Genomic DNA, 26,854 nt, shown 5'->3' on the forward strand with positions numbered 1-26,854 from the left:
CGCCCAGGACCGGCCCTGCGTCGGCCGGCCCTGAGGCGTGTATGCCCTGTTCACTCACCCGACGAGGTCGGTGGATTCCCACAGTGTCCGGTCTTCGGCGAGCTCCGCCGCGCCCTTGTCGGCCAGGGCGTCGACGGCGGCGTTGAACCGCGCCATGGAGGTGGGGTGGTCCGGGCCCAGGACGTACTCCTTGAGCGTGCGGCGCTCAGGGGCCATGAGGTCCAGCCGCGGCTCACGCACCGCGCGCAGGATCTCCGGGAGGCGATCGCAGGCACGGTCCAGCAGATAGGCGCCGCCCGCCGTGGTGTAGGCGGCCCTGAACTCCTCGTCCGGCAGGTCGTGGGCATTGGTCAGCACGTACGGCTTGAGACTGGCGACGAAGTCGGCGACGACCGACGACACGTCGCTGATGAGCACGTCGGCCTGGTTGAAGCACTCGTACAAGGAGGGCAGTTGCTCCACGACCACGTGGTGCGCGACCGGGCCGCGGCTCTCCCAGAAGAGCCGGTGCCACTCGGCGTGCAGGGCGTGCCACTCGGCCGCGTCGTCGTGCTCGGGCGGACGCGCCTGCCGGGTCTGCTGGGCGTCGTCGCCGGCCTGCCGTCCGGTCAGTTCGTCGATCCGGGACCGGATCGAGGCCAGCCGTGAGCGGACCGCGGCGGACGCCGCCCGCGACGGCGCGGCCTCCCGGCGCTCGTTGTCGGCGTCCAGCAGTTCACGGATCGCCCGGTCCGCGGCGGCCGCCTCGGCCGAACGCCTGCCGGTGAGCGGATGCGGCTTGTAGAGGATCCGGACGTCGTCGGCGAGGAGCTTCTCGATGAGGGGAACGCCCATCGGGATCAGGGAGGTGTGGCAGTCGTCGTCGCTCCAGCCCTCCCAGGTGGGGGCGTACATGACGACCGGCCGCGGGCCCGGTGTGTGGTCGGCGTGCAGCCGGATCGGCGCCAGCTGCGGGCGCCCCACCTCGACGATGGCCTCCTCGCTGATGGCGTGCCGGACGCGCCGGTAGCGGTCGCGTCCGGCCCGGCCGGCCACCCAGATCTCGTCGTAGACCTTGCTGACCCGGTTGCTGCTGGCCAGCTTGTCGCTGTCGCCGTGGCCGATGAAGACGTGCTTGGCCTCGGCCACGCGCAGCATGTGCACGTTCTTGCCGGCGTTGCCGGGATACAGCACGACCCGGATTCCGGACAGGTCGAGCTCGGCGAGGTCGTCGGCCTTGGGCACGCAGAGCACCGGGAGCCGGGTACGGCTGAGATGGTGGAACGAGGCCCGCTCACGCAGGATGATCAGCGGGCGCCGGTCGAGCCGCTCCAGCGTCTCGATCCACATGTTGACCTGGTACATGAAGTCCCGGGACACCGCGGCGAAGCTGAAGTACAGGGCCACCTCGGGGCGGTGAGCGGCGAGTCGGCGATCGACCTCGGCGAGGATCTCCTCTCGCGAGGGCATCCGGCGCACCCGGACGTACTGCCCCAGCAGCGCGGTCACCGCCGCCGCGGTCACGCCGACGGTCACGGCGAATCCGGCGTACGCCGGCTCCCAGGTGCCGGTGGCCAGCGCGGCCAGGAGTCCGGCGTGGGCGGCCAGGTCCAGATGGAGGAGCTTGCGCAGGAAGCGCCGGAACAGGAAGGCGGGCGGCTGCTTCGGGATGGGCAGCGCGCTCATGTCGAGGTTGCGCACCACCAGCGGCAGCACCCGCCGTCTGCGGATCGCGTGATGCAGCGCCGTGAACAGCATCACCAGCGCGAAATGAGCGCTGAAGACGGCGAGCGCGGTGATCAGCACGGCGTCGGGCGCGTCCATCCGGTCGGCGAGGGCGAGCAGCATCACCGTGCGGACGGCGAACCGCAGCGTGCGGTCGAGCTGCAGCGTCGCCAGCCGGCGGACGAAACCGGGAGCACGGACGTGCAGCGCCTCGTCCGCGAGATAACTCACGGTCGACGCCACGGCGAAGCCGCCCAGCGACGGCACCAGCGCACAGACGGGCAGGGCCGCGAAACCGGCGGCCAGCAGAAGAACGAGAAGCAGGTCAGTCGTCCCGCGCACGCGCAGGACACCACACAACCGACGGGCCATCATGGACAAGGTTCCCCCCACGGAACTGACTACGGGCGGTAGCACCGCGCATGCCAGTTCGACCTGGACCGAGGGCGCAGGGTTGTGCACCCGGAGATCGGAATTTGTTCACCGTCGATTCACACCGGTTCTCACTCCGCTTCGCGCGGGCTTCGGGCAGGAGTTCGAAGCGGTGTGCACTTCCGCTCCGGAAGGGCATACGGGAAGGGCACCCGGGGCCGGGGGCAGCTGCGGCGCGAACGACGAGAAGGTGAAGACATGGCCGAGCCGGTGAACAGGCGGACCGCACGGCGCGAGGCCGTGCCGGCGCCGTCCGCCGAGCTGACCACGGCACTGGAGGCCATCGGAGCCGGGGCCTACGTCGTGGACGACGAGGGACGCATCATCGCCGCCAACGTGCTCGCCGAGCGGATGCTGGCCTGGCCGGCCGAGGATCTGCTGGGCCACGACGCACACGAGCTGCTGCACCGCGGACCGCGCGGCCAGACGCTGCCGAGGACGCAGTGCAGGATGCGCCAGGCGTTCCACGACAGGCGCCCCGCCCAGGCCGACATCGACTACTTCGCGCGCGCGGACGGCACCCTGCTGCCCATCTCCTGGATGATCACGCCGTACGACGTCGCCGCCGACGGGGGCCGCACCCTCATCGTCTTCCACACCGCCGAGGACCCGCTGGAGCCGCTGCCGCAGCCGCAGCCGGCGGCCGGGCCGATGCCGGAGCTGGAACGGCTGGCCCTGCTGGCCGAGACCACCGCGCGCCTCACGTCCACGCTGGACACCGAGGAGACGCTGCGCCGGCTGGTGGAGCTGGTCGTGCCCCGGCTGGCGGACTGGGCGGTCGTCGACCTGATCAGCGAGCGCGACGAGGTGTGGCGCACGGTCGTGGTCCACGCCGAGGACGACGGCACCCTGGTCGACCGGGAGGACCTGCAGGGCCCGATGCCGCCGGTCCCCGAGGAGTCCCCCATGCCGCTCTCCCGCGCCCTGCGCGGGGTCGCCTCGACCCTGGCCGACCAGCAGACGTACCAGAAGCCACCGGACGCCGGCATCGCGGTCGAGCAGCGCCGCCTGTTCGAGGCCACGGGCATACACTCCGCGGCCATCGCGCCCATCCGCAGCACACGCGACGTACTGGGCGCCCTGACGGTGGGCCGCTCCGAGAACCCGGTGGCCTTCACCTCCGCCGAACTCCCGCTGATCGAGGACATCGCCCGCCGCGCCGGTCTCGCGCTGGACAACGCCCGCCTCTACCAGCGACAGCGCAAGGTCGCCGAGACCATGCAGAACCATCTGCTGCCCCAGATGCCGGGCGTGCCGGACCTGCAGATGACGGTTCGCTACCTGCCCGCGCCGCACGCCTCGCAGGTGGGCGGCGACTGGTACGACGCCTTCCGCCTGTCGGACGGCTCCACCGCCCTGGCCATCGGAGACGTCGTCGGCCACGACCTGGAGGCCGCGGCCGGCATGGCCCAGGTCCGCAACATGCTCCGCGCCTACGCCTGGTCCCAGCAGGAACCGCCCAGCCGTATCGTCGAACGGCTCGACGAGGCGATCCAGCACATCACCGACGTCTCCATGGCCACCGTGATCTTCGGCCGGCTCGTGGCCGCGGAGGAAGGCCACTGGCGGCTGTCCTGGACCAACGCGGGCCACCCGCCGCCGTTGCTGATCAGCCGCGACGGCCTGACCCACTACCTCACCCAGGGCCACGGCCTCCTCCTGGGCACCGGTGCCCGGACCAACCGTTCCGACGCCACGGTCTCCCTCCCTCCCGGCTCCACCCTGGTGCTCTACACCGACGGACTGGTCGAAGCGCGCGGCCACACCCTGGACGTGGGCCTGAACCGGCTGCGCCGGCACGCCGCCGCCCTGGCCCACCGCCCCCTCGGGCCGTTCACCGACCAGCTGCTGCGCCGCGTCCGGCCGGCCGAGAACGACGACGACGTCGCCCTGCTGGCCCTGCGCACCCCCGGCCACGCGACGGACTGGAGCGCTTCCGGCCACCGGCGGTGAGCCGCCCCGGTTCGGGTACTCGCGCCGCGCCGAGTTCTTCGACCGGAGGTGACCGCATGACCGACCCCGACGACGGACGGCCCGACCGGGCACGCGAGGACCAGGGCGACGAGCCCACGACCGCGGACGGCGCCGGCGTCATGGAGGAGGAGCCCTCGGTACATGGGGCCATCGAGCACGACACGAGCGCCGCCGCGTTCACGGTGCACGACGCCGAGGACCGGGGACCGCTCGCGCCCGAGTTCCGGGAACCGACGGAAGACTCCGAGTGAGAGAGCGCATGACGAACGAGAGCGACGACCGAGCCGGGGAACGGCTGCGGCGGACGGCCGCCGAGGTGTTCGGCTGGCCTGAGCTGCGGCCGGGCCAGCAGACCGCGATAGGGGCCGTCCTCCAGGGGCGCGACGCCCTGGTCGTCATGCCGACCGGTGCCGGGAAGTCGGCGGTGTACCAGGTGGCCGGGTTGCTGTTGCCCGGTCCCACCGTCGTGGTCTCCCCGCTCATCGCCCTCCAGCGGGACCAGATCGCCGGCCTGCTCGGCCACCGGCGGGCGCCGGGCGCCGTCGCCGTCAACTCGGCGCAGGGCCGCCGGCGAGACGGCGGCCGCCTGGGACGCCGTACGCCACGGCGACGCCGAGTTCCTGTTCCTCTCCCCCGAACAGCTGGCCAAGGACGACGTGGTCGAGCGGCTGGCCGCGGCCGGGCCGTCCCTGTTCGTCGTGGACGAGGCCCAGTGCGTGGCCGCGTGGGGGCACGACTTCCGTCCCGACTATCTGCGCCTGTCCCAGGCGATCCAGCGCGTGGGCCGGCCCGCGGTCCTCGCCCTGACGGCCACCGCCGCGCCCCCCGTACGCGAGGAGATCGTGCGGCGGCTGGACATGGACGACCCCGCGCTCGTCGTCGCCGGCTTCGACCGGCCGAACATCGCGTTGGAGGTGCGCCGCTTCCAGGAGGACGCGGACAAGCGGCGGGCCGTGGTGGAGCGCGCCGCGGCGGAACCCAAGCCGGGCATCGTCTACACCGCCACGCGCCGCGACGCCGAGGAGTACGCGGCCGACCTCGCCGGACTCGGCCTGTCCGCCGCCGCCTACCACGCCGGTCTCGCGTCCGGTGAGCGCTCCCGGGTGCACGACGCCTTCCTGGCCGGTGAGACCGATGTGGTGGTCGCCACCAGCGCCTTCGGCATGGGCATCGACAAGGAGTACGTGCGGTTCGTGCTCCACGCCTCCGTGCCGGGGTCGCTCGACGCCTACTACCAGGAGATCGGCCGCGCGGGCCGCGACGGGGAGCCCGCGGTCGCCGTCCTGCACTACCGGCCCCAGGACAGCGCCCTGCAGCACCTCTTCGCCCACCGCGTGCCCGACGAGGAGACGCTCGGCACCGTGGTGGAGAAGGTCCACGAGCACGGCGGGTGGCTGCCGCTGGACGACATCGGCGAGCGGACCGACCTCACGCACCGGCGGGTGACGGCCGCGGTCAACCTCCTCGACGAGGCGGGTGCCGTGCGGGCCGACGACCAGGGGCGGGTGCACGTGGTCGACGGCACGACGCCCGAGGACGCCACCGCACGCGCCGCGGAGGAGGCCCGCGCCCGCGGCCGGCTGGAGCGGTCCAGGCTGGAGATGGTGCTGGGATACGCCGAGGCGACGGGCTGCCGCCGGCGTTTCCTGCTCGGCTACTTCGGCGAGCCGTACGAGGCGCCCTGCGGCGCCTGCGACGTGTGCGCGCCCGCATCGGGCGCTGCCTCCGCCTCCGCGGAGGACACGGTCGTCGACGGGGTCGGCGAGAGCGACGGCGACCGGCCGGCCCATCCCGCGGCCCCGTCCTATCCGGCGGGCGCCCTGGTGCGGCACAGGGAATGGGGCGACGGCACGGTGATGAGCGAGGAGGGCGACCGCATCACCGTGCTGTTCGACTCCATGGGCTACCGGACGCTGTCCCTGGCCGCGATCGCCGACCAGGAACTGCTCACGGCGCGCGAAGGCGACCAGCGCTGACCTGGCCCGGTCCCGTGAGCGGCGTCAGCGCCGCGCCACGACGCGCAGTGTCTTCACCGTGGGGTCCGCGGCGTCGGGGATGAGCACCCCGTGCTCGACGCCGCTGCGCAGGTAGTCGAGCACGTCGGCGGTGATGACCTCGCCGGGGGCGATGGCCGGCACGCCCGGCGGGTAGGGGCTGATCATCTCCGCGGCGATGCGTCCGGGGGCCTGTTCCGCCGGCACGTGGTCGACCTCGGCGAAGAAGGCCTCGCGCGGCAGAATGGCCTGCTCCAGCTCCAGGGTGGAGGGCTCGGGCAGGTGCACCGGAGGCCGGCGCTCGATGGTGTGGGCGCGGTCGACGAGGGCGCGCAGGGCGTCCAGCAGCACCTTCTCGGTCTCGTCGTCGTCGGCGTGTGTGATGGATGCGCTGATGCGGCAGGTGTCGGAGCCGCCGACGTCCACGTGCCGTTCGGCGCGCAGCCACTCGGCGGCCTGCATGCCGCTGACGCCGAGTTCGCGCACGTCGATCACGATCTTCAGCGGATCGAAGTCCGCGGCCAGCCCCTCGTCCACGATCTCCCCGCCCATGGGCCGCAGGCCCGGCAGGTCGCCGGCCGCCGCGCGCACGCGTTCCGCGCGGCGCAGGGCGGCGTCCAGGAGCTCGTGTCCCTGCTCGACCATCTGGCGCCGCCAGCCGTCGAGGGTGGCGTACACCAGGGTCGAGGCACTGGTGGTGCCCAGCAGGTCCTCACGCTGTTTGAGCGCCTCGGGCGAGACCCGGTCGTACTGGAGGTGGAAGACCGAGCTCTGCTCGATCGCACCGCCCATCTTGTGGACGCTGGTGAGCACCAGATCCGCCTCGGCGTCCATGCCCCAGGCGGGCAGCTCGGGGTGGAAGGGCAGGTGGGCACCCCATGCCTCGTCGACGATGAGGGGGACGCCGGCCTCGTGACACACCCGGGCCACACCCCTGATGTCGGCGCAGGTACCCCAGTCGGTGGGTGTGATCAGCAGCATGCCCTTGGCGTCCGGGTGCTCCTGCAGACGCCGCCGTACGTCGTCGGGCTCCGGCGGATGGGCGATGTGCCGCTCACGGTCGAACTTGGGGTGCACCCAGATCGGCTCGACACCGTTGACGACGACGGCCGAGATCACCGACTTGTGGGCGTTGCGGGACAGCAGCAGCTTCTCCCCGGGACCGGCCACGGCGAGCATGGCCGTCTTGACCGACAGGGAGCTGCCGCACGTGGAGAAGAACGCCTGCTCGGCGCCGACGGCGTCCGCCATCAGCTCCTGCGCCTGGCTGAGCACGCCCTGGGACTGGCGGCGGTCGTCCAGGCCGTTGAGGGACAGCACGTCCGACCGGAACACGTCCATGCCGACGATCTCGGCGACCCGCGGGTCGGCGCCTCGGCCCTGCTTGTGGCCCGGCGGCCCGAAGACCACGTCTCCACGGCGCCGGAATTCCTGCAGCGCCTCCAGGACGGGTACCCGCGAGTGATCCATGGCTCCTCCACGTCCATCCACCTGCTCCGGGGACCGGCCGTACGGCCTCGCCCCCTGGACACCGTGTAGACCGGGCCCGGGTGCTCAAACGCCGCGCCCGCCGTCAGGAGCCGTGCGGCCGGTGTTCCCTCACGGCATCAGCGCCGGGGGCGCAGCGGTGGCCTCGGCGTCGGAGGCCGTCCGGCCAGGTTGGTCAGCAGGCGCGTGCAGACGTCCCGGAGCTTGACGTTCGTCTCCTGCGACAACCGGCGCAGCAGGTCGAAGGCCTCCTCCTCCGTGCACCTGTGCTGCTCCATGACGCTGCCGATGGCCTGGTCGATGAGACGGCGGGAGACGAGCGCGTTCTGCAGCTCGCGCGTGAAGTCCTCCGTGTCGGCCAGCCGCTGCGCCAGCGCGATGGCTCCGCCGGCCTGGGCGGCGAACGACGCCAGGGTGGCACGGTCGCCCTCCGTGAAGGCGTCCGGCTGGGTGGCGTAGAAGTTCAGCGCCCCGGCGGTGTGCGTGCCCACCGGTACCGGCAGGGACAGCGAGGAACGGATGCCCAGGTCGGCCGCGAACGACGGGTAGGAACCCCAGCGGCTCTCGTGCAAGGTGTCCGGCACATGGACGACCAGGCCGGTGCGCAGGGCCTGAAGGCAGGGGCCGTCGTCCTGGCCGTACTGCTTCTCGTCCAGTTTGTCGGCCACTCCCCCGGTGCTGACCACGGTCAGTGGCCGCTCGCGTCGCTGGAGCGTCACCCCGCAGCCGTCCGCCCCCGAGTTGCCCACGGCGTCGTCCACCAGGTGCTGCAGGAAGTCGCGCACGGAGGCGGTCTCCGTCAGCCAGTCGATCATGTCGAGCGCGCGCTGGTCGCCATCCAGCCGATCCACCGCCCGTCACCTCCCGTGTCAGGGCTTCTCCAGGGCTCCGGAACGTGCGGTTACCCGCTGAGCGGCGTGATGCGACGCGGACCGAGGTCTTCGTTCCGAGGGCTTCCGCTCGGAGGAGGTCGTGCGGCAGGACTCACCGGCGGCGGGGCCCGTGTGACACATGCGGTGCGTCGTGCGCTGTAACCGGTGGGCCGTGATCAAGGCCCGCAAGGCCCGCTTCCCCCGTGCGGGTCCTTGCCCACGGGCCGGGCGGGTGCGATTCCCCCCGACACCTGCCCGCCCGTGGCCCCGCCCTCGCGGGCGACGAGAGATCAGGTCTGCCGCGGAGGGTTGTTGCGGACCCGCTGGGCCACGTCGCGCAGCTTGACGTTGTGCTGCTGGGAGATGCGGCGCAGGACGTCGAAGGCGTCGTCCTCGCTCAGCTTGTGGCGTTCCATCAGGATGCCCATGGCCTCACCGATGGCGTGCCGGGTCTTCATGGCGTCCTCGAGCTGGTCGATGGTGCGGGCGTCGGCCAGGGCGACGGCTGCGTGCGAGGCCAGCAGCCAGCCGGCGGTCTCGATGTCCTTCCCGAACGCGCCGGGGCGGCGAGCGTACAGGTTCAGCGCGCCGAAGTCCTCGTCGTGGGTGTACAGCAGCACCCCGGTCATGCTGCCGATGCCCAGGTCGCGCGCCGCGGCCGCGAACCGGGGCCAGGCCTCCTGCGGCTGTGTCATGTCCTCGATCCGGAAGACCCGTTCCCCGTTCGCCCGCTGGGCCAGATCGAAACAGGGGCCCTCGGCCAGCTCGCCCTGCAGACGGTCGGAGGCCTCGACCACATCCCCGCAGGCCGACAGGGTGACCGCCCGGCCCTTGCGCACCGCCAGGATCCCGGCGGCGTCACAACCCTCCACCAGACGCACGGCCGCCTGCGCGATCTCGTCGAGCGTCCCCTGCACCGACTCCTGGGCCAGCAGGCTCCGCGCGAGCTGGGCCATCGCCTCGGCGAACTCTCGCCACTCCACCGCCACCACCCGCCTCGATCCCCGGTTCGGCCAGCCTACCGCCCACCCACTCGCGCGCCCCGGCCGTGCGGGGCGATGAGGCCCGCGAACGGTGAGGGTGCTGTGACCATGCGCTCATCGCCCCATCGAGCCGGTGATTGCGGGTAGAAGAGCGTTCCCGGTCTCACGCCAAGGCGGTCGTATGCACGTTCCCAGATTGGAATCACGCGTCCTCAACCTTCACCCGGCGCCGTCGGAGGACGCCCAGCTCCGTCGCGCCCTCGCGGCACAGTCCGCCGTCCACATGGCGGAAGGCGCTCTGGCCGTGCTCGGGCCGGTGCCCCTCGCCGAGGCACGGCAGGTGCTGGTGGATCTGGGCCGCGCCGTCGGGATGGATGTCGCCACCGTGGCGGAACACCTGCTGAACGTGGTCCAGCGGCGGGAAGCGCCCGTCGCCGTGACCGAGGAGCTGCATCGCGTGCTGGCGCCGTACCGGCGGGACGAGCCACTCGTCTGAGAGAACCGCTCGCTCAAGTCATGCGCGCCGCACGCTAAATGAGGTGCGGGCGCGCTCCGCGGTTGGCACGCTGCCCCGGTGAACCGCGAACAGATCTCCCGGATCGCTCATACCGAACACCCGATCAAGTCCCCGCTCGCCGACGACTCGGTGCGCCGCCTGCTGGAACGCGGCCTGCCCAGGGGCGACGAACGGGTCCTCGACCTCGGCTGCGGCACCGGGGAATGGCTGCTGCGCGCCCTGGCCATGCGGCCGGAGGTACGGGCCGAAGGGGTGGACATCTCCGAGGAGGCCCTCGCCGAGGCGGCCGCCCGGGCGAGCGATCTCGGGGTACGGGACCGGCTCGTCCTGCACCACCGCAAGGCCGAGGAGTTCGCGTCCGAGGAGCCGTTCGACGTGGTCCTCAGCTTCGGGGCCGCGCACGCCTTCGGCGGCCTGCTCCCCACGCTCGCCGCGGCCCGTCGGCACCTGGCTCCCGGCGGCCGGGTCCTCGTCGGTGACGGCTTCTGGGACGGGACGCCCTCGCCGGAGGCCGTCGAGATGCTCGGGGACTTCACCGACCTGGCGACCACCGTGGAGCGGGTCGTCGCCGAGGGCTGGACCCCCGTCGACGGGCACGTCAGCACGCGCCAGGAACTGGACGACTACGAATGGGCCTGCTGGGGCTCCCTTGCCGCCTGGGCCCTGGATCACCCCGACGACCCGGACAGTGCGCAGGCACTGCGGACGGCCACCACCCGGCGCACGGAGTGGCTTCGCGTGTACCGGGACGCCTTCGGCTTCTTCTCGCTGGTACTGCGTCGCACACCCGGCTCCGACTGAGCCGGCGGTCAGGGGCAAGGGGTCGGGTGCCAGGGCCCAAGGGGCACGGGTCAGGGGTCAGGGGTCAGGGGTCAGGGGTCAGGGGTCAGGGGTCAGGGCAGGATCTCCACGTAGCCGTCGGTGCCGTGCACGCGGATGCGCCGGCCGTCCGGGATCAGCCGGGTGGCACGCTCCACGCCGACGACGGCCGGCAGCCCGTACTCCCGGGCGATCACCGCGCCGTGCGTCATCAGACCGCCGACCTCCGTCACCAGGCCCGCGATACCGACGAACAGCGGCGACCAGCTCGGGTCCGTGCAGGCGGTGACCAGGATGTCGCCCGCCTCGAGATCGGCCTGCGCCATGTCGAGGATGACGCGGGCGCGTCCCTCGACGGTCCCCGCGGAGACCGGCAGACCGATCAGCGCGCCGGCCGGTACGTCGTCGCGCCGGTACGCCCCGTTGAGGCACTCGCCGTCCGACGTGAGCACGCGTGGCGGCGTGAGCGCCTGGTACGCCCGGAACGCCTCTTCGCGCCGCCGGACGAGCGCCTCGTCCACCCGCATCGTGCGGACGGCCTCGTGGAACTCGGGGAAGGTGAGGTAGAAGACGTCCTCCTTCTTTCGCAGCACGCCGGCCCGCACCAGGCGCTCGGCCTCCTGGAGCAACGCCTGCTTGTAGACGAAGTAGCGGCTGACGATGGCGTACTTGGGGTACTCCCGGTACCCGATGAAGGTCCGCACCCGGTCGATCATCCGCTGGGTCTCGTCGGCTTTGCGGTCGCCGTCCGGCAGCGCCCGCAGGCGGGACAGCACCTCCTGCTCCTTCTCCCGAGCCCTGTGCCGTCCTTCCTCGAACCGCCTTTGCGCGGCCCCCCGTTCGAAGTTCCTGACGTTGTCCAGGATCAGCGGCAGGAGCGTGTCGGGGCGCTCGCGCCACCGGGGCCTCGTGATGTCGATCTCGCCGACGCAGCGCATGCCGTACCGGTCGAGGTAGGTCTCGATGGCGGCGCGCGCCTCCGGCCCGCCCGGGAGGCCGGCCAGGTCGTCCAGGAAGTTCTCGTCCCCGACCGACCGCAGGAACGCCACCACCTCCGGATGCGGTCGGACGGCGTCCGCGACGTCGAGCAGCGCCAGGCCCATCTCCGAGGTGACGTTGCCGGGGGCGGACAGCGTGAGCGTGTCGGCCGCGTTCTTCTCGCCCAGCCACTCCCGCAGCTTGTCGTTGAGCCACCAGGTGGCCTCCATCCCCGCCATGATCGCGGGGAGGTTGAGCGGATCGGTGAGAACCCGCTTGTGCTCCTCGAAGGCCTCCAGCAGGAAGTCGAACAGCGCCGGTCCGCTCCGGCCGCGGATGTCGTGCTCGAGGGCGGCGAGGAACTCCTCGTTGCGCTTGATCAGGCCGGTGACGACGGCCGGATCGGTCTCGACCGACGCGGGCGCGCGCCTGGCCGGCGGTCCGCCGGGGCCCGGGTCCGGCAGCGTCGGGACGAAGCCGTCGTGGTCGAGGACGGTCTCCAGCGCGTCCCTGGTCAGCGGATCACCCCGCCCGATGAGGTCCAGCAGAGCGGCACGGCCCGTGGGCGAGGACAGCTGCCGGGTGACGTCGACGAACAGCCTCCCTCCGGCCACGTGCATCGGCGCCATGGACGTCAGCCGCCACACCGAGAGCCCCAGCGGCTTCATGGCGTCGGTCATCATCTGCTGGTGGCCGACGGAGACGTAGACGTGGTTCTCGCCGTCGTCGGTCTCGGGTACGGGGAACAGCGTCGTGACGGGACGGCTCTGGACGATGCGGAAGTCGTCGTCGACCAGGCACCACTCGATGTCCTGGGGGCGGCCGAAGTGCGCCTCGACGCGCCGGCCGAGCCGCACCAGCCGCAGGACCTGCTCATCCGTCAGCGCCGGCTGCTCCCGCGACCGCTCGTCGACGGCGACCTCCCGTGTACCGCCGTCCGGCAGGGCGTGGACGGCGCGCTCCTTGGCGGCGATCGTCCTGGCGATCACCTCGCCGTCGCGCACCTTGAAGACGTCCGGGTTCACCAGGCCGGAGACCAGCGCCTCGCCGAGCCCGAAGCCGGCGTCCACCGTGGCGACCTTCCGGTTGCCCGTGACGGGGTCGGCCGTGAACAGGATGCCGGCCGCCCGGGGGAAGACCATCCGCTGCACGACCACGGCCATGTGGACCGTGCGGTGGTCGATGCCGTTCCGCCGGCGGTAGGTCACGGCCCGCTCGGTGAAGAGGGAGGCCCAGCAGCGGCTGATGTGCGTCAGGACCGCCGCCGTTCCTACGACGTTCAGATATGTGTCCTGCTGGCCCGCGAAGGACGCCGTCGGCAGGTCCTCCGCCGTCGCGCTGGACCGGACGGCGTAGGCGGCGTGCTCGCCGTGGCGGGCGATGGCGCCGGTGAGTTCGGCCGCGATGTCGTCCGGGATCGGCATTCCTTCGATGGCACGGCGGATGCGTGCGCTGAGGGTGCCGATCCCCTCCCGGTCGCCCGGGTCCAGGCGGGACAGTTCGTCGAGCCGGTCCGCCATCGAGGGGACCCGCGCCATGATCTGCCGGAAGGCGTCCGTCGTCACACAGAAGCCGCCCGGCACCCGGACGCCCTCGATCCGTGCCAGGCCGCCCAGGTGGGCGCCCTTGCCGCCGACGACCGCGACCTGCGTCTCGTCGAACTCCTGAAGATCCAGCACGTACTGCTCGCTCATCGCGACTCCTCCGTGGCAGCCGTGCCCTCTCGCACCGCACTGGCCGGCCGAACGCCTGCCCCGGCTAACGGTCCACCCATGTCGTGCCCCTCGTTTGCCCAGGTCGTGACCTCGGCGGACGATTCTGCGGGGTGATGGGGGCCTTGCCGCAAGCCCCCCACCGGGTTATAAGTTGAAAGTGGCGAGGAGAGCACTCCTCGCCTTCGTCGTTCCGCGGCCCCTCCGGCCGCCGAAACGGATCGGCCGTGGGCCGGAACAGAACGCTCAGGCGTCCGCCGGCGGCGCCGTGTCGCGGAGTGCGGCCGCCGACCTCACGAGGGAGGCCACGGCCAGGGAGTGGCTCCCGGACGGCCAGGCGAGCACCGTGGTGACGCGGGGGGCGTCGACGACGGGGACGGCGACGTGTTCGGGCCACTGCCAGGCACGGCTGGACGCCGGGATGACGAGCAGCGTCCGGCCGAGCGCCACGAGTTGGGCGAGCGTCGACTGCGTACGCACCTCCGGGCCGGGGCCTTCGGGGTACGAGCCGTCGAGGCGGGGCCAGCGGGCGATCGGCAGGTCCGGGACGTCGCTCACGTCGGCCAGCGTGAGCCGGTCGCGGGAGGCGAGCGGATGTCCCGCGGGAAGGATGGCGACCTGGCCCTCGACGTGGAGGTCCTCGGTGTCGAATCCGGCGAGGTCGTCGTACGGGCGGTGCATGAGCGCCACGTCGGCCTGCCCGTCGCGGAGCAGTCGGGCCTGCTCACCGATCTCGCAGAGGAGGACCTCGACCGGTGCGGCACCGGGTTCCGCCGCCTGCGCGTCGAGGAGCCGTCGCAGCAGTTCGTGGGAGGCCCCGGCCTTGGTGACCAGGACCAGGGGCCGCTGCGGGTCCGCGGCGCGGCGCGTCCGGCGCGCCGCGGCCGCCACCGCGTCGAGGGCCGTCGCGGCCTCCCGGAGCAGCACCCGGCCGGCCTCGGTGAGCGCCACACCGCGCCGGTCCCGGTCGAGGAGCTGGACGCCGAGGCGCCGCTCCAGCAGCCGGATCGCGCGCGACAGAGGCGGCTGCGCGATGCCGAGCCGGTCGGCGGCGCGTCCGAAGTGCAGTTCCTCGGCGACGGCGACGAAGTACCGAAGCTCGCGAGTCTCGAGATCGACCACGCCGGCAGCCTACTGACAGATACCCGCCGGGTATCACAGCGGCCCGAACCGGTATTGGACGGTGCACGGGCGGCGCGCCGAGCATGGGCCGGGTGAACGACACGAAGACCGCGCTGGTCACCGGCGCGAACAAGGGAATCGGCTTCGCCATCGCCCAGGGGCTCGGGGCGATCGGCTTCACGGTCGCGGTGGGCGCCCGCGACGACGGCAGGCGCGAGGAGGCCGTCGCGCGCCTGCGTGCCGGGGGCGTCGACGCGTTCGGGGTCGCGCTCGACGTCACCTCCGACGGCAGTGTGACGGAGGCGGCGGCCGCCATCGAGGAGACGGCGGGGCGACTCGACGTGCTCGTCAACAACGCGGGCATCTCCGGGCGGGCCGACGGCGGCGCGCAGGATCCGACGACGCTGGACCTCGACGTCGTCCGTACGGTCCTCGACACGAACGTCTTCGGCGTCGTGCGGGTGACGAACGCGATGCTCCCGCTGCTGCGCCGCGCCGCCTCGCCGCGCATCGTCAACATGTCGAGCAGCATGGGATCGCTGGCCCTGCAGCCGGGCCCGGTGCTGGCCGCGTACGCGCCGTCGAAGTCGATGCTCAACGGCATCACGACGCAGTACGCCCGGCAGCTCGCCGACACGCACGTCATCGTCAACGCCTGCTGCCCCGGCTATGTGGCGACCGACTTCACCGGTTTCGCCGCACCGCGAACGCCCGAGCAGGGTGCCGCGATCGCGATCCGGCTCGCGACCCTGCCGGACGAGGGCCCGCGCGGCGGTTTCTTCGACGACGACGGCGTCGTCCCGTGGTGATGCCGCGCGGTGCGCATGGCATCGGCGGCGCGAGGGGCGACGCCATGGAACTGTGCGACGAGCGTCTGGCTCCTGTACGTGGCGGAACCGCCCCGGCCCGGCCCGGCGGCGTGCCACCGGGCCGGGCCGGGGCACCGCACTCGCGCGGTCAGCGTGCCGGCGGCTCCGACGCGGTGAAGCGTTCGAAGCCCGCGTGGAAGGCCGTGCCCCGCGGGTCGGTCGCGCTGTAGTGGAAGGCGGCCACGCCGCAGCCCCGCCGGTCGAATGCGGCTCCGGTGTAGGAGGCCACGTGCTTGCCGTCGACGGCCAGGTCGACCTTGATCAGGCCGGCGCCGGCCGACGAACAGTTCATGGCCATGTCGACCAGCTGCCGGCTGTCCACCCGCAGTCCCACGTCCGCGAGGTTCACCTCGACGACCCTGTCGTGCTGGAAGGCGCCCTTGAACCGGAACTCCCGCACGATCAACGCCTCCTGATCGGTGGTCAGGTAGGTCGCCCAGCGGGAGCCGGTGCGGTAGTCGCCCGAGCCGTCGCACCACAGTCCGACCCCGCCCTCGCCTCCGTACCAGGCCGTCTGCGTGCTCAGCCGGACCGCGAAGGACGACGGCCGGAACGGCGCCTGCGGCCACACCTCCAGCTCGGACCGGGGATCGACCAGCATGGTCCCGCCCTGGTGCGTGATCCTGGCCAGCGCCGGGTCCTTGTGCGTCCAGTCACCGGAGTCGGTCAGATCGTCCGTGTACGACTGGAGTGGGGAGCCCGCCGCTCTCCTGGAGCTCCCGGCCGACGCGGAGAGGGAGCCGTCGGCCCGCGAGCCGCCCTTGCCCGACGATCCGCCCGAGGTGGCGAGGAGGACGACGGCGAGCAGCACCGCCACCGCCGCGCTGCCGGCCGCGAGCCCCCACAACCGCAACTGCTTGCCGCTCGCGCCGCCGACCGGGTCGCCGCTCCCGCGCACCGGTGCCGGCGGCCGCGGTGGTGCCGGCGTGGCCACCTGGGCGTGGGCGCTTTCCGTCGCCTCGGCCGCCGCGGCGAGCCGGGCGACGAGTTCGGCGGCGGTGGGGCGTCGCGCCGGGTCCTTGCGCAGGCAGTCGGCGACGGCCGAACGGACCGGCTCCGGCACCGCCGTGAGGTCCGCCTCGCGCTCGCACACGGCGACCAGCACCTCGTAGTCGCTCTCGCCGTCGAAGGGATGCCGGCCCGTGGCGGCGAAGTACAGCGTGCCGCCGAGGGAGAACACGTCGGAGGCGCTGGTCACCCGGTGGGACTTCACCTGCTCCGGCGACATGTACGCGGGCGAGCCCAGCACGCTGCCCGGGGTGGTGAGCGCCGACTCCAGCAGCCGGTCGTCCCTGGCGATGCCGAAGTCGATGATCCGCGGGCCGTCCGGGGAGAGCAGGATGTTGGACGGTTTGATGTCCCGGTGCACCACCCCGACGCGATGCACCTGGGCCAGCGCGTGGGCCACGGCCAGGGCCACGGACTGCAGCCGCCCGGAGGTCAACGGGCCGCCCGCCGCCACGTGCTGGTGGATGGTGGGCCCGGGGACGAACTCGCTGACGATGTACGGGTGCGGGCCCGAGAGGTCGGCGTCCAGGACCCGCGCCGTGGCCAGTTCGCCGACCCGGCTCGCCGCGCCGAACTCGCGGCGCACCCGGGCGAGTGCGATCTCGTCGTACTCCTTGCCCGGCAGCAGGAACTTCACCACGACCTGGCGTCCCGCCCGGTCCCGGGCGAGCCACACCACCCCCTGCCCGCCCCGTCCGAGCTCGCGTTCGTAGACGTATCCGCCCACCGACAACCGCATCCGAGGATCCATGCCCCCGCCCCCCAGCCCCCGGCTCATGGCCGTCCTTCAGCGTATGGGGTTTGCGGTGCCGTAACAGGACTTTTGGCAAGGTCTGATGACAAAGGGCCATCAGGCGCGGTCGCGGTGGCCGTCCACCGCGCGGGTCAGCGCACCGGGAAGCCGAACGAATAGCCCTGCTGCTTGAGTTCGGGCAGGATCCGGCGCAGCGCCTCGACGGTCTGGGAGCGGTCGCCGCCGGCGTCGTGGAAGAGCAGGGTCGGCCCGTTGGGCAGCTCGCGTTCGACGGTGGCGACGATGGCGTCCGTGCCGGGCCGTTCGAAGTCCTTGGAGTCGACGTTCCAGCCCAGCGGGCGCATGCCCCGGGAGGCGGCGAGCTTGCGGCTGTACGGGGTGAACGCGCCACCGGGCGCCCGGTAGTACATGGGCCGTACGCCCCCGGACGCCTCGGTGATCATGCGCTCGGCGTCGAGGATCTCCCGGGACTGGTAGGCCTCGGGCTTCTTGTCCATGCCGGTGTCGTGCGACACCGAGTGGTCGCACAGCCGGTGTCCGGCCGCGACGACCTTCTTCACGAGGTCCGGGTGCGCCTGGGCCTGCGTGCCCACCATGCAGAACGTGGCCTTCACGCCGTACTGGCGCAGCACGTCGAGGACTTGCGGGGTCCACTCGGGGTCGGGGCCGTCGTCGATGGTGATGTTCACGCCGCGCGCGCCCTTGTCCGAGGCGTGCACGATGGTCACGGCCACAGGCTTGACCTCGCTGCCGTGCGCGGCCGAGGCGGCCGCCTTGTGCGACGCTCCGCCCACGACGCCGGCCTGCGCGGTCCACACCGAGGCACCGGCGGCCAGTGCGGTCACCCCGACCGCCGCCACGACCACCTTGCCGTACCAGCCCCGCCCGCCGCCGTGCCGTGCCATGTCCGCCCCGCTTCCGCGCAGTTCCTCGCCGATCACCTGGTCGACTTCCGACCACCTCACGAGACGAACGGCGGCGGCCCGGGGATGCGTCCGTTACCGATCACGGACAATTCCGGGGGCGTTCGCGGACAACTCGTTCAAGCGGCGGGCCGGACGGGGCGGTTGAGCGGGGCAGGAGCGTCCGCGTTCACCAGTCGATCCGGGCCGCCACCGGCAGGTGGTCGCTGCCGGTGGACGGCAGCACCCACGAACGGTGCGGCTCGACCCCCCGGACGAGGATCTGGTCGATCCTCGCCACCGGGAACCTCGCCGGCCAGGTGAAACCGAAGCCGTCCCCGGCCACCTCCTGGGCGGAGCGCAGCCGCGAGGTGAGGGCGTCGAACGCGCGGTCGTCCGTGGTGCCGTTGAGGTCTCCGAGCAGCACCACCCGACGGTTCGGCTCGGCGGCGAGGGCCTTGCCGAGCGCCTTCGCGTTGCGGTCCCGGCTGCCTGTCCAGAAGCCGGTGCTCGGCAGCACGCGGACGGACCCGAGGTGCGCCACGTACACGGCGACGGGCCCCTTACCGGTGGTCACGGTGGCGCGCAGCGCCCGGTTGCCGGCCAGCTTGACGTCGGCCGGTTCGGTGGCGGCGAGCGGCCCGTAGTCCGTCTCGATGTCGACCGGTCCGGTGCCCGACAGCGGCAGCTTGCTCCACAGCCCGACCGTGCCCAGCACGGTGTGGTGGCGGTACGCCTTCGCCAGGCCCCGCTCGTACACGCCCCGGTCCTGCGGGGTCAGCTCCTCCAGGGCCAGCACGTCCGCCCCGGAGGCGGCGAGTTCGCGTGCGGCACCTGCCGGGTCGGGGTTGCCGGCGTCGACGTTGTGGCTCACCACGGTGAGGTCGCCGCCCGGGCGGGACTTGTCGCCGAGCAGCCCGCCGAAGAGGTTCAGCCACACCACGGCCGGCAGGAGCAGCGCGGTCACCGCGGAGACGGAGCGGCGCCACAGCGCCCCCGCCAGCAGCACCGGCACGAACAGGCCGAACCAGGGCAGGAAGGTCTCCACCAGGCTGCCGAGGCTCCCGCGGTCCGTGATCCGCGCGTGCAGCAGCATCACCAGGCCGAGCGGCAGCGCCAGCACCGCGAGCACGGAGCCGCGCCTCCAGGGGCCCGGCCGGGCGAGGGCACGGGCCGCCCGGCGGATGCCCGCGCCTCTGGTGGCGGGGCTGGTGTCACGGCGGCCCGTGCGGCCCGCCGTCGCGGCATCGCGGTGCTCGTCGTCGCCGGGCGGGCCGGACGGATCGTTCGGAGGGGACGTCTTCCGTGCTGACGGTGCGGACCAGATCATGCCGGCAGTCAAGACGGCGTGATGTTGCGGGCCCGTATGCGGTTTTCGATATGCCGCCGATATGCGCCGGTTCGTAGCATCGAGGCATGCGTGTGCTGATCGTCGAGGACGAGCCCTATCTGGCGGAAGCGATCCGCGACGGCCTGCGCCTGGAGGCGATCGCCGCGGATGTCGCGGGCGACGGCGGCACCGCTCTGCGGCTGCTGGGCGTCAACGCCTACGACATCGCCGTCCTCGACCGCGACGTCCCCGGACCGTCCGGTGACGAGATCGCCCAGCGCATCGTCGCCTCCGGCAGCGGCATGCCGATCCTGATGCTCACGGCCGCCGACCGCCTCGACGACAAGGCCTCCGGTTTCGAGCTCGGCGCCGACGACTACCTGACCAAGCCCTTCGAGCTGCGCGAGCTCGCGCTCAGGCTCCGGGCACTGGACCGCAGACGCGCCCACAGCAGACCCCCGGTGCGCGAGATCGCCGGTCTGCGCCTCGACCCGTTCCGCAGGGAGGTCTACCGCGACGGCCGTTTCGTCGCGCTGACCAGGAAGCAGTTCGCCGTGCTCGAAGTCCTCGTCGCCGCCGAGGGCGGGGTCGTCAGCGCCGAGGAACTCCTGGAGCGCGCGTGGGACGAGAACGCCGACCCCTTCACCAACGCCGTGCGCATCACCGTGTCCGCGCTGCGCAAGCGGCTCGGCGAGCCCTGGATCATCGCCACCGTGCCGGGCGTCGGCTACCGCATCGACGCGCCGGCGAAGGCCGCGGACGAGGGAGGCGACCGTGGATAGGGCGCCCGGTGTGAGCGTCCGCCTCAAACTCACCCTGAGCTACGCCGGGTTCCTCATGGTCGCCGGCGTCCTGCTGCTGGCGGCGGTGTGGGTGTTCCTGCTGCGCTACGTGCCCGACCGCGCGATGCTCATCAATCCCGACGAACGGCCCACGGGCGGCGTCTTCCCCATCCGGTCCGCCCTGCTGGACGTCTTCGCTCCAAGGGGGGCCGCGGTACTGGCGTTCCTGCTGCTCTTCGGGCTGGTGGGCGGGTGGATCCTCGCCGGGCGCATGCTCGCCCCGCTGACCCGCATCACGGACGCCACCCGCAGGGCCACCAGCGGCTCGCTCTCCCACCGCGTCCGGCTGCCGGGCCGCGGGGACGAGTTCCGCGAACTCGCCGACTCCTTCGACGCGATGCTCGCCCGGCTCGAGGCGCACGTCGCCGAACAGCGCAGATTCGCCGCCAACGCCTCGCACGAGCTGCGCACCCCGCTCGCCGTCTCCAAGGCCCTTCTCGACGTGGCCCGCGCCGATCCGCACCACGACACCGGCGCACTCATCGACCGCCTGCACGCCGTCAACACCCGGGCGATCGCCCTCACCGAGGCGCTGCTGCTGCTCAGCCGCGCCGACCAGCGGTCCTTCGTCCGCGAACCCGTCGACCTCTCCCTCGTGGCGGAGGAAGCCACCGAAACGCTCCTGCCCCTCGCGGAGAAGCACGGCGTCACCGTCGAGACCTGCGGCGACATCGCCCCCACGACCGGATCGCCCGCGCTCCTGCTGCAGCTGACCACGAACCTGGTGCACAACGCGATCGTCCACAACCTGCCCGAGCAGGGCACCGTGCGGGTGCGCACCGCGGTCCGCCCCGAGACGGTGCTGCTCACCGTCGAGAACACCGGAGAGCACGTCGCTCCGGGGCTGGCCGAGACGCTCGCCGAACCGTTCCAGCGCGGCACCGGACGCACCCACGGCGACCACGCGGGCGTCGGGCTCGGCCTGGCGATCGTCAGGACCATCACCCACGCGCACGACGGAACGCTCACCCTCGCACCGCGCCCGGCCGGCGGGCTCCGCGTCACCGTGGAACTCCCCCGGCACGGCCTCGCGCCGGGTGCCTCCCCGGCACCCCCGGCAGGCGTGGGCACCGGTCGTTCGGCCCCGACGCAGGGCCGGACGTCCCCTCCCGCGGGGCCCTGAGCCGCGATGGGATGAGAAGAGACCGGTGTGGCGGCCGCCGCGCCGGCCCCACCGAGGTGTGTCATGACCCACTCCGATCGCATCCCACGCTCGCGCCGCCTGATGGCCGCGGTGGCGTCCCCACGGCTCGAGCCCGTCCTCCTGGTCGTCACGACCGCCGCTCTCACCGGCGGTGTCGTCGCCTGGCTCGCGGACGCCGGGGGCCTCGCCGACCTGTTCTGGGGCCTGGGCACCGCTGCCGCCGTCGTCCCCGCGGTGGGGTGGGTGCTCAGCGCGCTGCGGCGCGGGCAGGCGGGTGTGGACCTGATCGCCGTCCTCGCGCTCGGGGGCACGCTGGCCGTGGGCGAGTACCTGGCCGGCGCGCTGATCGCGCTCATGCTCGCCACCGGCCGCACCCTGGAGGCGGCCGCCCAGCGGCGGGCTTCCCACGACCTGCGCGCGCTGCTCGAACACGCCCCGCGTTCGGCACACCGCCGCACGGACGCCGGGGTCGACACCGTGCCGCTGGCGGAGATCGCCGTCGGCGACCTGCTCGTCGTGCGCCCCGGCGAGGTCGTCCCCGTCGACGGCCGCGTGGAGAGCACGGCCGCCGTCCTCGACGAGTCGGTGCTCACCGGCGAACCGCTCCAGGTCGAGCGGATCGAGGGCGAGGGCGTGCGCAGCGGCGTCGTGAACGCCGGCGGCGCCTTCGAGCTGCGGGCGACCGCCACCGAGCAGGACAGCACCTACGCCGGGATCGTCCGGCTGGCCCAGCAGGCGGGGGCCGAGTCCGCCCCCGTCGTGCGGCTCGCCGACCGCTACGCCGCCTGGTTCCTGCCCCTTTCCCTCGCGGTCGCGGGCCTGGCGTGGCTGATCAGCGGATCGGCGGTACGGGCGGTGGCCGTCCTGGTCGTCGCCACCCCCTGCCCCCTGCTGCTGGCCGCCCCCGTGGCCATCGTCTCCGGTCTGTCCCGGGCCTCCCGTCTCGGTGTGGTCATCCGCGACGGCGGCGCCCTGGAGAACCTGGGCCGCGCCCGCACCCTGCTGCTCGACAAGACCGGCACCCTCACCCGGGGACGCCCGCGTGTCCTCGACGTCACCGCCGCCCCCGGCCTGAAGCCGGCCGAGGTGCTGCGGCTGGCGGCCTCGCTCGACCAGTACTCGCCGCACGTCCTGGCCCAGGCCATCGTCGACACCGCCCGGGAACGCAGGCTGGAGCTGTCCGCCCCGACCGACGTCACCGAGGAGCCGGGCCGCGGCGCCACCGGCGTCGTGGACGGACACCGTGTCTCCATCGGCCGCCTCGCCCCGGGGGACGAACCGCCCGTCTGGGCCAAGGCCGTCGACAACCGTGCGCTCCTCGACGGCGCGGCCATCGCCTGGCTCACCCTCGACGGTGAACCCGCCGGCGCCGTCCTGCTGCGCGACCCGCTGCGCCACGACGCCCCGCGCACCCTGCGCCACCTGCGGGCCGCCGGCATCGAGCGGCTGCTGATGCTCACCGGTGACCGCGCCGCGCCGGCCCGGGAAGTCGCCGCCGTCCTGGGCCTGGACGAGGTGCGCGCCGAACTCGGACCGGCCGACAAGGTCGCCGCCGTGCGCGCCGAGCGCGAGCGCGCGGTCACCGTGATGGTCGGCGACGGCGTCAACGACGCCCCCGCCCTCGCCGCCGCCGACATCGGCGTGGCCATGGGAGCCCGCGGATCCACCGCCTCCTCCGAAGCCGCCGACATCGTCCTGACCACCGACCGCGTCGACCGTCTCGCCGACGCCGTGACCATCGCCCAGCGGGCCCGCCGCATCGCCGTACAGAGCGCACTCGGCGGCATGCTGATGTCCCTGGCCGCCATGGCCGCGGCCGCCGCCGGGCTGCTCCCGCCCGCCGCCGGCGCCCTGCTCCAGGAGGGCATCGACGTCGCCGTCATCCTCAACGCCCTGCGCGCCCTGCGCGTGGACCAGACGGCCCGCCCGCCGCTGACCCCCGCCGCCGAAGCCCTCATCCACCGCTTCTCGGCCGAACACGACGACCTGCAGGACGTCCTGGAGGCCGTACGGGCCGCCGCCGACCGCCTCTCCGACACACCGGGCCCCAAAGACCTCGCCGCCGTCGAGGAGACCCACCGGTTGCTCACCGAACGTCTGCTGCCGCACGAGTACGCCGAGGAGCACGAGCTCTATCCCGCCCTGGCCCCCACACTCGGCGGTCCCGAGGCGACCGCCACCATGAGCCGCGCCCACACCGAGATCGAACGCCTCTCCCGCCGCATCGCCACCCACCTGGAACTCGCGCACGCCGAAGGCGGCCTGGCACCCGAACAGCTCGACGATCTGCGCTCCTGCCTGTACGGCCTGAACACCGTCCTGCGCCTGCACTTCACCCAGGAGGAGGAGAACTACTTCTCCCTCGCCCCGTAAAGACCCGTCGCACGACCGCACCGGTGCCGGGGACCAACGTCCCGCCGGTGCGGGACGAACGGCCCCGAACCGCTCGCGCCGACGGCGGGACGATGAAAGTGAGGCATCTTCCCAAGGGGGTGACGTCATGACTCACACCAGCGCGTCACCGGACTACGAGCGGGCGCGCACCCGCGCCCAGAAGAAGCGGAAGTGGCGCGGCGATCTGGTGGCGTACGCCATCATCAACGCCTTCCTCATCGGCGTCTGGGCGATCACCGGCCTCGGCTACTTCTGGCCGGGCTGGGTCCTGGGCGTGTGGGGTCTGTTCCTGATCCTGTCCGCATCGGACGTGTACTTCCGCCACGACGTGACAGCCGAGGAGATCGAACGAGAGCTGCACAAGCACGCATGACCACGTGCCCCGAACCTGCTTCTACGGGTTCGGGGCCGGGCTGAGATAGGCGTACACCGGTCCGTCCAGGTGGACCGAGCGCCAGCCGCGCGCGTAGGAGGGCGGACGGCCGGTGGCGCCGGTGAGGACCGCGACCGGCGTGCGCCGCGCGGTCCGCGCGAGCTGTGCGGCCGTCGTGTTGGCGTTGTGGCCGCTCGTGGCGGCGGAGGAGCACCCGGCGTAGAACGCGACCGGTATGGGCGGCGTGTCGGTGCCATGACTCGCGACCACGCACGGTGGCCGGACGCCCGCGCGATGCAGCGCGGTGGCCGTGCGGGCCCAGGCGCGATGGCTTGCGGTGGCGCGGTCCACGGTGCGTTCCAGCACCACGTACTGCACCGCCAGATGCCCGGCCAGTCCGATGACCACGAGCACCGTCGCAAGCCGCCGCCAGGGCGCGCTCGGCGCCGTCACCAGCCACACGAGGGCATCGGCGACCGCGATCGCCACCAGGGCGTAGGCGGGCAGGAGGAAGCGGGGCGCCGCGTAGTCGATCATGAACAGGTACGGGATCGCGGCCGTCGCGGCGCAGGCCAGCGGCAGCAGCGTGGGCAGGGCGCGGCGGGCGCGAACGGCGATCAGCAGTCCGACGGCGGCGAGCACGGGCAGCGCCAGCCACCAGGCGTACACGGCCGGATGGGGCGCCGCTCCGGTGCATGGGCGGCACAGCGACCGGCCGCCGAGACTGCGGATCTGGTCGTCGACGGCGATGTTCCAGCCGAGGCCGCCCTGGATGTCGGAGCCCCGGGACAGCCGCTCCGCGACACCGCCGAAACTCACATACGCCTCGACGACCCACTGGGCCGCCCCGGCGACCAGCCCCCCGACCAGCGCGAGCAGCAGCAGCGGCTGCCGGAATCGCCGCACGGCCAAGGGCAGCACGAGCATCGGCAACGCCGCCCACACGGCGTCCGTGGGCCGCATCAGGGCCATCAGGGCCGCGCTGAACGCCAGCCCCCACAGCGGGGCACGGCGGGTGCGGTCGGCCGCGGCCCGCAGGAAGCAGCCCACGGCGGCGAGCGCGCCGAGGGCCACCCACAGGTTGGCCATCGCCTGCGGGCCGTAGAACAGCGTCACCCACAGACTGGCGAACAGCGCGCCGCCCGCGGCCAGGACGCGCGCCGGGAACAGCCCGCGCCAGCAGCGCAGGGCCAGGTACAGGCCGAGCCCGGAGAGCAGCGCCAGGTACACCCGCAGCAGCGGCGTCGACGTCGACCAGGCGGCGACCGGCGCCACCAGTACGGAGACACCGCGCGTGCGGGGCGCGCTGAAGAAGGCGGCCGGGGCCTGGGGGCTGACCTGGCTGACGTACACCGTCTCGTCCCAGCCCAGTCCCATGCCGGGGCGGACGAGCAGCAGCTGCGCCAGGGTGAAGGCGGCCGCCACCAGCGCAGGCCACGCGCGCCCGTCCCGGCGGCGCCACCAGGGCTCGTCGGTTGAGGGCACTTCCCTCCGGACGGCGGTGGTGTCCGCGTGCAGGTTTCCGGTCATGTCCCCGCTCCCCCTTGCAAGATGGTGACCTTCCGCTGCCGCACAAGGCGCAGGACACAGCGAACAGCCCACGAACGGCAGGGAACGACACGGCCAACCTAACGCGCCCCCGGCGCGGACGCGGGGCGGGGCTCGGCCGGACGTGTCAGCGCGACGCGCCGTGCGGGCCTCATGGCCGCGGTACGGGCAGGACGACCCGGTCCAGGACAGCGCCGTCGTCGCTCACGGCGGTGACGGTCACGCGGGTCGCGGTGACCTCGACGGCGGTGAAGTGGTGGCGCGAGGCGGCGGCCGCGCGGTGCGGGGTACGGCAGCCCGAGCCGACGGGGTACAACGCGGCGCCGCCCCCTCCCGTCACGATGTAGGTGACCCCGTGCGCGGAGGTGAACCGCTGGTAGTTGTGGTCGTGGCCGTTCAGCACGAGCGTGACGCGGTGGCGTTCCAGGACGGGAACCCAGCGGGCGTCCACGGCGGGTGTGGACCCGTGCCGCGAGCAGGACCAGGCCGGCTGGTGGAAGACCACCACGCGCACGGGCGGTCCGGCGGCGGACAGGCGGTCCTCCAGCCAGCGGGTCTGGCCCGCGTCGGGGCGGTCGGCGTCGAGGAACAGCAGCTGCACGCCGGGCAGCCGCTTCGCGTACGGCAGCCGCGGCAGGCCCAGATGACGCAGTTCGGCGCCGCCATGGCCGTTCAGGACGTCGTGGTTGCCGAGGGCGATCCACATCGGGCGCCCCAGGGCGCGGTAGGGCCGGTCGAGGCGGGGCCCGAACAGGCTCGGGCTGCCGTCGGGGTAGACGTTGTCCCCGGTGGTCACCAGGGCGTCCACCCGGTGCCCGCTGCGGGCCCAGGTGGCCATGGCCCGGGCCACCGCGCGCTGCGCCGAGTCGCCGGTGCCGAAGTCCCCGAACGCGACGAAGCCCGCCCGTACGTCCGCCGCTCGCGACGCCGATGTGGAGGGGGCGGGGGGTGTCGTACCGGCGGCCGGTCCGGACGGCCCGCCGCACGCGGCGACCGACAGCGTGATCACGGCGGCGGCGAGGGCCGCGCGGCGCACGCGCCAGGAGCGCCGGAGGGCGGCCCTCCCACGGGGACGGCAGCTGTTCGTCAACCTGT

20 protein-coding genes and 1 pseudogene are annotated in these 26,854 nt (G+C 73.1%); 10 read left to right on the plus strand and 11 right to left on the minus strand.

Annotation, left to right across the window (positions count from 1 at the left end; translation table 11 throughout):
- Positions 1 to 54: 54 nt before the first annotated feature.
- Entirely contained in the window at positions 55 to 2,046 is a 1,992-nt protein-coding gene (locus LN251_RS39100; protein ID WP_458248897.1) for a hypothetical protein, read from the minus strand.
- Positions 2,047 to 2,334: 288 nt separating this feature from the next.
- On the opposite strand from LN251_RS39100, the gene LN251_RS39105 reads away from it, so the two are divergent.
- The 3 genes and pseudogenes from LN251_RS39105 to LN251_RS39115 all read left to right on the plus strand — a co-directional run bounded on the left by LN251_RS39105 (position 2,335) and on the right by LN251_RS39115 (position 6,086).
- Entirely contained in the window at positions 2,335 to 4,089 is a 1,755-nt protein-coding gene (locus LN251_RS39105) for a SpoIIE family protein phosphatase (protein ID WP_458248898.1), read from the plus strand.
- 56 nt (positions 4,090 to 4,145) lie between these two features.
- The gene (locus LN251_RS39110; RefSeq protein WP_458248899.1) at positions 4,146 to 4,361 is read left to right on the plus strand and encodes a hypothetical protein; all 216 of its coding nucleotides are present in this window, start codon (positions 4,146 to 4,148) and stop codon (positions 4,359 to 4,361) included.
- Between the two features lie 8 nt (positions 4,362 to 4,369).
- A pseudogene (locus LN251_RS39115) lies at positions 4,370 to 6,086 on the plus strand (RecQ family ATP-dependent DNA helicase).
- 24 nt (positions 6,087 to 6,110) lie between these two features.
- Here LN251_RS39115 and LN251_RS39120 read toward each other — a convergent pair.
- The 3 genes from LN251_RS39120 to LN251_RS39130 form a co-directional block, all read right to left on the minus strand.
- Complete coding sequence (locus LN251_RS39120; protein ID WP_458248900.1) at positions 6,111 to 7,574, minus strand: aminotransferase class I/II-fold pyridoxal phosphate-dependent enzyme; 1,464 nt, start codon at positions 7,572 to 7,574, stop codon at positions 6,111 to 6,113.
- Positions 7,575 to 7,711: 137 nt separating this feature from the next.
- Complete coding sequence (locus LN251_RS39125; RefSeq protein ID WP_458248901.1) at positions 7,712 to 8,443, minus strand: ANTAR domain-containing protein; 732 nt, start codon at positions 8,441 to 8,443, stop codon at positions 7,712 to 7,714.
- A gap of 311 nt (positions 8,444 to 8,754) precedes the next feature.
- Entirely contained in the window at positions 8,755 to 9,447 is a 693-nt protein-coding gene (locus LN251_RS39130) for an ANTAR domain-containing protein (RefSeq protein ID WP_458248902.1), read from the minus strand.
- A 196-nt stretch (positions 9,448 to 9,643) separates the two neighbouring features.
- On the opposite strand from LN251_RS39130, the gene LN251_RS39135 reads away from it, so the two are divergent.
- Positions 9,644 to 9,943 carry a hypothetical protein gene (locus LN251_RS39135; protein WP_458248903.1) on the plus strand — a complete coding sequence of 100 codons (300 nt, stop codon included), beginning with the start codon at positions 9,644 to 9,646 and terminating at the stop codon, positions 9,941 to 9,943.
- 78 nt (positions 9,944 to 10,021) lie between these two features.
- Positions 10,022 to 10,765, plus strand: a complete 744-nt coding sequence (locus LN251_RS39140) for an SAM-dependent methyltransferase (RefSeq protein WP_458248904.1) — start codon at positions 10,022 to 10,024, stop codon at positions 10,763 to 10,765.
- Between the two features lie 92 nt (positions 10,766 to 10,857).
- Here the strand turns inward: LN251_RS39140 and rph are convergent, their stop codons facing one another.
- Positions 10,858 to 13,455: a rifamycin-inactivating phosphotransferase gene (gene rph, locus LN251_RS39145; protein WP_458248905.1), complete on the minus strand. Its 2,598-nt coding sequence runs from the start codon at positions 13,453 to 13,455 to the stop codon at positions 10,858 to 10,860.
- A 264-nt stretch (positions 13,456 to 13,719) separates the two neighbouring features.
- The gene (locus LN251_RS39150) at positions 13,720 to 14,595 is read right to left on the minus strand and encodes a LysR family transcriptional regulator (protein WP_458248906.1); all 876 of its coding nucleotides are present in this window, start codon (positions 14,593 to 14,595) and stop codon (positions 13,720 to 13,722) included.
- Between the two features lie 83 nt (positions 14,596 to 14,678).
- Here LN251_RS39150 and LN251_RS39155 point away from each other — a divergent pair, with 83 nt between their 5' ends.
- Positions 14,679 to 15,404 carry an SDR family oxidoreductase gene (locus tag LN251_RS39155; protein ID WP_458248907.1) on the plus strand — a complete coding sequence of 242 codons (726 nt, stop codon included), beginning with the start codon at positions 14,679 to 14,681 and terminating at the stop codon, positions 15,402 to 15,404.
- A 148-nt stretch (positions 15,405 to 15,552) separates the two neighbouring features.
- Here LN251_RS39155 and LN251_RS39160 read toward each other — a convergent pair whose 3' ends face one another.
- From LN251_RS39160 to LN251_RS39170, 3 genes are all read right to left on the minus strand, one after another.
- The gene (locus LN251_RS39160) at positions 15,553 to 17,211 is read right to left on the minus strand and encodes a serine/threonine-protein kinase (protein WP_458248908.1); all 1,659 of its coding nucleotides are present in this window, start codon (positions 17,209 to 17,211) and stop codon (positions 15,553 to 15,555) included.
- Between the two features lie 146 nt (positions 17,212 to 17,357).
- Entirely contained in the window at positions 17,358 to 18,131 is a 774-nt protein-coding gene (locus LN251_RS39165; RefSeq protein WP_058927951.1) for a polysaccharide deacetylase family protein, read from the minus strand.
- Positions 18,132 to 18,318: 187 nt separating this feature from the next.
- Positions 18,319 to 19,458: an endonuclease/exonuclease/phosphatase family protein gene (locus tag LN251_RS39170; RefSeq protein ID WP_458248909.1), complete on the minus strand. Its 1,140-nt coding sequence runs from the start codon at positions 19,456 to 19,458 to the stop codon at positions 18,319 to 18,321.
- An 86-nt stretch (positions 19,459 to 19,544) separates the two neighbouring features.
- Between LN251_RS39170 and LN251_RS39175 the strand changes: the two genes are divergently transcribed.
- The 4 genes from LN251_RS39175 to LN251_RS39190 all read left to right on the plus strand — a co-directional run bounded on the left by LN251_RS39175 (position 19,545) and on the right by LN251_RS39190 (position 24,211).
- Positions 19,545 to 20,240, plus strand: a complete 696-nt coding sequence (locus LN251_RS39175; protein WP_458248910.1) for a response regulator transcription factor — start codon at positions 19,545 to 19,547, stop codon at positions 20,238 to 20,240.
- A 10-nt stretch (positions 20,241 to 20,250) separates the two neighbouring features.
- The gene (locus LN251_RS39180; protein ID WP_458249522.1) at positions 20,251 to 21,423 is read left to right on the plus strand and encodes a sensor histidine kinase; all 1,173 of its coding nucleotides are present in this window, start codon (positions 20,251 to 20,253) and stop codon (positions 21,421 to 21,423) included.
- A gap of 63 nt (positions 21,424 to 21,486) precedes the next feature.
- Positions 21,487 to 23,817 carry a heavy metal translocating P-type ATPase gene (locus LN251_RS39185; protein WP_458248911.1) on the plus strand — a complete coding sequence of 777 codons (2,331 nt, stop codon included), beginning with the start codon at positions 21,487 to 21,489 and terminating at the stop codon, positions 23,815 to 23,817.
- Between the two features lie 127 nt (positions 23,818 to 23,944).
- A complete protein-coding gene (locus LN251_RS39190) occupies positions 23,945 to 24,211 on the plus strand; it encodes a 2TM domain-containing protein (protein WP_458248912.1) in 267 nt (88 codons plus the stop codon).
- A 21-nt stretch (positions 24,212 to 24,232) separates the two neighbouring features.
- On the opposite strand, the gene LN251_RS39195 is transcribed toward LN251_RS39190, so the two are convergent.
- Together LN251_RS39195 and LN251_RS39200 are read right to left on the minus strand one after the other, a co-directional pair.
- On the minus strand, positions 24,233 to 25,741 hold the full coding sequence (locus LN251_RS39195; RefSeq protein ID WP_458248913.1) for a hypothetical protein: 1,509 nt from the start codon (positions 25,739 to 25,741) through the stop codon (positions 24,233 to 24,235).
- A 169-nt stretch (positions 25,742 to 25,910) separates the two neighbouring features.
- On the minus strand, positions 25,911 to 26,795 hold the full coding sequence (locus LN251_RS39200; RefSeq protein WP_458248914.1) for a metallophosphoesterase family protein: 885 nt from the start codon (positions 26,793 to 26,795) through the stop codon (positions 25,911 to 25,913).
- Positions 26,796 to 26,854: the final 59 nt, after the last annotated feature.

The organism is Streptomyces sp. MAI_2237 (genome assembly GCF_054189285.1).